General features: G+C 62.2%; 7 protein-coding genes. 5 read left to right on the top strand and 2 right to left on the bottom strand.

Annotation, left to right across the window (positions count from 1 at the left end; translation table 11 throughout):
- Positions 1–185: 185 nt before the first annotated feature.
- Complete coding sequence (locus ACIA5C_RS47765; RefSeq protein ID WP_396067887.1) at positions 186–446, bottom strand: hypothetical protein; 261 nt, start codon at positions 444–446, stop codon at positions 186–188.
- Between the two features lie 190 nt (positions 447–636).
- Between ACIA5C_RS47765 and ACIA5C_RS47770 the strand changes: the two genes are divergently transcribed.
- The 5 genes from ACIA5C_RS47770 to ACIA5C_RS47790 all read left to right on the top strand — a co-directional run bounded on the left by ACIA5C_RS47770 (position 637) and on the right by ACIA5C_RS47790 (position 4833).
- The gene (locus tag ACIA5C_RS47770) at positions 637–972 is read left to right on the top strand and encodes a hypothetical protein (protein WP_396067889.1); all 336 of its coding nucleotides are present in this window, start codon (positions 637–639) and stop codon (positions 970–972) included.
- Positions 969–1235, top strand: a complete 267-nt coding sequence (locus ACIA5C_RS47775; protein ID WP_396067891.1) for a hypothetical protein — start codon at positions 969–971, stop codon at positions 1233–1235. The genes ACIA5C_RS47770 and ACIA5C_RS47775 overlap by 4 nt, the downstream gene beginning before the upstream one ends.
- Positions 1236–2933: 1698 nt before the next feature.
- Positions 2934–3677, top strand: a complete 744-nt coding sequence (locus ACIA5C_RS47780) for a hypothetical protein (protein WP_396067893.1) — start codon at positions 2934–2936, stop codon at positions 3675–3677.
- A gap of 37 nt (positions 3678–3714) precedes the next feature.
- Entirely contained in the window at positions 3715–3939 is a 225-nt protein-coding gene (locus ACIA5C_RS47785) for a hypothetical protein (RefSeq protein ID WP_396067895.1), read from the top strand.
- 468 nt (positions 3940–4407) lie between these two features.
- A complete protein-coding gene (locus tag ACIA5C_RS47790) occupies positions 4408–4833 on the top strand; it encodes a hypothetical protein (protein ID WP_396067897.1) in 426 nt (141 codons plus the stop codon).
- Positions 4834–4968: 135 nt separating this feature from the next.
- On the opposite strand, the gene ACIA5C_RS47795 is transcribed toward ACIA5C_RS47790, so the two are convergent.
- Entirely contained in the window at positions 4969–5988 is a 1020-nt protein-coding gene (locus tag ACIA5C_RS47795; protein WP_396067901.1) for an IS4 family transposase, read from the bottom strand.
- Between the last annotated feature and the right edge of the window lie 12 nt (positions 5989–6000).

The following is a 6000-nucleotide window of genomic DNA, read 5'->3' on the forward strand; positions in this document are numbered from 1 at the left end:
TGGATCAGCCGAATGATCGCAGCTGGAGCTGCAGTCCCAGGCCATTGCCGGTTTCCGGCGTATTCCGGCCGGCCCCCCAGAAGGGTCGGACGGCCAGCGACAGGCTGCCGCTGCTGCTCAAGATCCCTGAGCAGGTTTCTCCGCCGAGATCCGCCCAGTGATCCCAACCAGTCGGACTCACGCAATCACCCCAGACAGTGAGGAATCCGCTGGATCTCGCGACCCTGCGCGTCGAATACGGTGGTGGTTTCTCCGTTCGACGCACGGAAGGCCCCGGACGACGAACATGCCGTTGCTTCATCAACTGGCCCCGCCGAACCCTGAGGCTCACCCGTGGGGCCGAAGAGTAACGAACCGACCGCCAGTGCAAGCAAGATCGGCAGGCGCCGCGGGGACGGCCGGCTCAGCACGATCTGCGCATGATGATCAAGATCAATGATGGGCACCTCCGAGATCTTAGCTATAGAGGCAGAAGGCCTTAAGCTCGCGAACGCCCACCCCGAGCCGGTCCATCGACATGCTCGCCTTGGTCCACATACAGGCGACCAGGACAGTATCCGCGGCGCAAAGTCGCAGCTAGAAAGCCTAATCGAGAGAAACGACCCAGGGGAACACCTGTGCGATAACGTGTGCGGCGTGGAGCCGGGTTACCAGCTGCAGCGCCGGGTGCGCGAGTCCGCTACCTACCTGGCCCAGGCCGACGGCGGCGAGACCGCGGAGTACCTCGTACGGGTCTACGAGATGCCCGACGGCCGGTGGCGCGTGCATTTGATGGGCCTGCCCTGGGACAACAGCCACGTCGCGGAGAACACCTTCGCCACCGCACAGCAGGCGTGCGCGGCGGCCGACGCGCTGTACACCAAGGGCCTCGACGGCGGCCGCTGGGACATCCGGCGCTGGGGCTGGCGACGCCCTGAGCCGATGTCACACCGGGGCGCCGGCCCGCAGGCGCAGGACGGGCGCCCCCGGTGAACCCCTCCGATCGGCAGATCGAGCACCTGCAGGTGAGTCAAAGCGTCTTCGGCGGTGACCGGTTCTGGGCGGCCCTGGATCGTCTTGCGCAGCGCCTGGGCCATGACGAGCACCAGCGGTTCCTGCGCGGCGTGCCGGACCCCACCAATTGGTACGAATTTTACTGTGGCTCCTGCGAGCAGGTGATCGCCGCCATGGCGGTGCACCGCGACGACGACCAGCCAGGGCGGCAGGCGGCCCCCGTCGCCTCACGGGGCCGATGAGCTTCATGCCCGGCTGGGCGCATCGCCCCGCGGCGTCCCGGAACTACTGCCATGTGATTCCCGCGGAGCCCTTCCCAAACCCTCTGACCTGGGGCAACGCTGGATTTATTGGGTGCCAGCGTGGATGGCCGACGAGCTGATGCAGCTCTGACGAACCCGCTCTGACGAAGCAATGCGCCTCTGCTTGAGCATGCGCACCGGCGCGGCCCCCTAGACGGGGAAGGGCCTCAACGCTGCCACCGCTGAGGCCCTCCACCCGCGGACCACTCGCAGTAACCCGCTCCTCCAGCTGCGCGGCGGGTGGTGGGTTAACCGCTAGCGGTCTGGGGATCGACGGCCGCGCGCAACGGGCGGGTCTGGGGCCCGGCCACCCCGGCTACGCCGGGCGGCAGCCGTCGCATGGGCAGAACCAAACGAAGTAGAGGCCGCCGACCGGCTCCGATAAGCGTAGGTTCATGATCAGGCGCCTCGGCCTTCCCGGGCTCCGAGGAAGCGTCGAGTACGTCGGTGACGTCCGCTTGGGGACTTGATGTCGCGCCGTGTGACCACACCCAACGCGCGGAAGTGCGCGGATCTGCCGAGTTGAGGTGCGACACGAGGTCGCACGTGTTGAGTGAGTACGTCGATTGGAGGTCGGGTGTGATGCCCGAGACGTAACTCCCGGTCAGTGTCCAAGGCTGGTCCCCGCTCTGACGTGCGTGGCGAGTAATTGCCGGGTGCGAAGCTCAGGGAAAAGCCCAAGGGTGCCCGTACCGTCCGGGGACTACAGGTGAGGGGAAGGCCGAAAGGGTGAATGGAGTGAACCCTCGTTGACGCCTCGTCACGGCAGCTCTCCGGGACGGCCTGTTGGACCGGGGAGACAAAGAGGCTGGCCGCTGAAAGTCGGCAGACGGCAGTCAAGGACTCATCGGTGACTGTGTGGACACCGTCGCCTCCGGGGTCAAGAGGGCACCCGACCCGGCTGTAGCTCACGCGTGTGGAACGTGGAAACCCCGTCCGGGTCCACCACCGTTAGGTGGTGGTAGGCCGACCGTGAGGAAGGCTCAACTCCCTGGCGGGAACAGGATGCCCAAGAAGCGAACGCTGGCGGCCGAAAGGAAGCGGGAAGGCGGGGAACGTGGTGACCGGGTCCTTCAGCCAGGTCGTTTCTCGTATAACCGGCCGGATACCGGGCCTGGTGCCCGGCTGTGAAAGCAGGCTGACGTGGGCAGGTGAGCCTGTGACGACGAAGCACCGACGCCACCGGAACCGAGGGACAAGTTAGACACCTGTGATGGGTGAACGGACCTGAGGACGTGGTCCACGACGCAAGACGCCACGAGTTGGCGTCTCCGGGAGGACGACGCACGTCGGTTACGGCGCCGGATCGTCACGGCGGCGAAGGGCTGGTGGCTTGGCCGATGGTCAGGTACACCGCACGGCCCGAGCCGCCCTGGGGCTTGCTTGAGCCGTATGTCGCGACGAGTGACACGTACGGATCTGAGGGGGCCCCGGCGCAGCAATGCGCCGGGGCTACCCGACTGCGGTCATAACATGTCGACGGCCCTTGCGCTGCTTATCGACCGATCCCAGAGTTGTCGAGCCGAGAATGCAGTGCCGCGCCGCTGCGCTCTCGGCCACGGGCAAGAGTCTTCAATTCCCATGATCAGGCGGAACAGCGGGCTTACCCTCTGGAGGAGTGACTCGCTAGGAGGCGAAGTGTTACGGCTGGCTCTCTACTTTCCCTTCATTCATGTCCGCGATGATGCGTGGCTTAAGATGGCGCTCTACTGGCCTTCGATCTGCAGACTGGTACCCGATGGTTATCCGGTTAGAGACTCTCCTACATCTCAAGCATTCAAGGATGCGGGCGTCCTGAAGGACGAGATTCCGGGGTCGCTCGTTCATCATGCCTCGGCCGATCTCGCAAAGGGGTTGAGCGAAAATAGTCATCACTTGATGACCGATTTCAGCCTCGAGAGAGCGCGCCGGGATTTTGACGGTCGTAGGTTCGGAGATAGTGGGCCGGAAGAGCCTGCCCTAGGCTGGATTCACCGCTCGAAGTTCCCGCAGCGGACGCTGGATATTTTGTCTGACATGGGTTTGGCGACCCGTGGTCGAGGTGCTTTGCATGAAAGTCTTGGCAGTGGCGATCCAGATGATTGGATCGGGATGCATCCCGCGCTTGCCGGAGCCTATATGTCTTCACTTGCTAAGCAGGTCAGCGACCGCCTTGGACTTGATCCGCTGACTGACCAGGCAGATCTGCGGTGTATGACTGCGGATCGCGATGTCGAGTCGGCATTGAGGCTACTATCAAACTCGGCGGACGTAGAACAGCGCACCTTCCGCGAGGGCAGCACATCGTACGTGCTTATGGCCCTTAAATTCGTTCGCCTTCGAAACATTGATGCGATCCCGATCGAAAACGATCGTCAAGTGCCGCGAAAGCTTATCGAATAGCCTAAGCCGGTTCCGAAACTATGTTGATGATCAGCAAGTGGAACTTTCTCAAATCGCAGGCTTGTCCGACCGGGCTCAAAGGCTGCAAGCTTTTGCAGAGCATGTCGAAACCACCATCGAGGCTCCCCTTGAGCAGCTTGAAAAGGACCTGGCGCTGCATCGCTTGGAGGCTACCAGGTCTTTTCTGGTAGCCGGATTCGCCCAGCCAATGACGGCCGCCGCAGTGACCGGAAACTTTCCACTGGCCACAACGGCTAGCTGAATCATCACCTCGGTCGGTGGCGCATGGTGGAGTTCCTCGGCCGAGCGCAACAAGACTAGGGCGAACGCAACGGTTGGATTTCTGCTTGATGCTCGCGATAATTTTTCCTCAAAGGGCCTAATAGCTCGGATGCGAAAACTTTATCAAGGGCACTACGGGCAGCATTGAGGACTCTGCGCTCGCCCGCCATAGCGCACTGTACGCCGCTCTCATCCGGCGTCAGCACACCGCGTCCGCCACCAATCGAGTCCGTTCATGGGCGAATGAATGAATAATGTGCCAATTTGAAGTCACCCCGACAATGCTTGTATAAGTGCAATTCGCGATCCCAATTTCTCAGAGTCGATCCTCAACGATCTTGCGGGTATGCTGACCACAAATCGAATTTTCGCGGCAACGCGGCGAGGCCGGCGTTGCGAAATCTGGCAAAAGGACTCTCGCGCGCGGCTAGGCTGATACATTCACGCAATGGATATCAGAGGTTTCAATTCTCGCTTGTCAGACCTTCTCGCCGAGTTGAAGATCCAGCACCTAAAGGACCTGCCGCTAAACCTCATCGGCGGCGCTCTTATTGGCAGCTCGGGTGGCGATATCGAGAAACGTGCCATCGCGCTTGCGCTCGACGCTTCAATGCCAGGATCAGCCATGGATGTAATCGAGACTGCCATGGGAACTCGCCGACTCGGTCCTCAGGATTATCAGCTACGCTTGGCCGCCGTTATCCATGAGTTAGTGAAGAGGAAGAAGACCGACTTGCCCAAGAGTATAGAAGTGGTGGGTCCTGGCCTGATCGGAGGAGGCAGAGTGGAGGTGACTGCTTTAACACTTTGCCTCCAAAGTGGCACAGTATTGAACGTCGACGAGATTATTTTCGCCGCAAAAGCGATTGGCTAGTTCTTCATTTAGGTATAAATGAAGACCAGCTTGGACCTCCCAATTTAAGCGTGCCTCAGTGCGCACTTACCTGCATAAGTGCCGGTCGTCTAGTACCAACGCCGTTCAGTTAAGGCGTGGTGTTGGCTGTCAAGGTCAGGGGCTGATGATGTTGATGCTGGTGGTGGCTTGGTAGCTGCGCCGGTCGATGTTGGGGCCGCGGGCTTGGTATTTGCTGTTCGATCGTTTGATCATGCGGGTTTTGATCCGGATCCGGCGGTCGGGCAGCAGGTTGGCGAGGATGGCGGTGCCGATAGCGCCGATCAGGTCGATGACGGTGTCGGTGATGACGCCGGCGGTGTGCACGAGTTGTTCGCGGGCGGTGTTCAGGGCGGTGGTGAAGCTGGCCCGGTCGGGGTCGAGGTCGGGGCGGCTGTCGGTGGCGTCGACCATGGCGGTGCGTAGCAGTTGGTAGGTGATCAGCAGGGCGTGGATTTCCTGGTCGATGCCTTGCGGGGTGCGGGCGCGCAGGACCCGTCCGCCGAGGATCGAGGATTTGAGTTCGAGGTAGGCGGTCTCGATTTCCCAGCGCTGGTGGTAGAGGGTGATCAGTTGGGCGGCGGGGTGGGTGTGCGGGTCGAGCAGTGTGGTCAGCAGCCGGTAGTCGCTGGTGCGGGTGCCGGTCGTGGTGGTGATCGTGATCCGGGCCTCGACGACGCGTAGGCGTCGTCCGGCCAGGACGGTCTGCCAGGTGCCGTCGCGGTGGCGGTGCAGTAGCGGGAGTTTGCGGCCGTTCTTGCAGCGGATCAGTAGGTCAGCGCCGGTCGCGGCGAGGGTGTTGAGCAGGTCGGCGGCGGCGTAGTTACGGTCAGCCAGTAGCAGCATTCCGGGGTGCAGGTTGCGGGCCAGGCGGCGGGCCTGGTCGAGTTCGCCGACGCTGATGGGGTCGAACACGGCGTCGAGGATCGATCGGGTGCCGCAGGACAACAGAGCGCTCAGTCGCAGGATCGGGTAGGCGGACCCGCCGTGGTTGCCACGCTTTCTCGGGTAACAGCCGGTGTTCGCGGTGCTGTCCGCCACCGTCAGGTGGGTGGGGCGTGTCAGATGGTTTGTGTACGTGATCAACCTTTGAGTTGAGGAGTACACACGTGACCATGACTGATGATCCACGTTCATCCGGGCCGTCGG

Origin of the sequence: Actinoplanes sp. NPDC051343 (genome assembly GCF_044455125.1) — a bacterium.
Classification (GTDB): Bacteria; Actinomycetota; Actinomycetes; order Mycobacteriales; family Micromonosporaceae; genus Actinoplanes.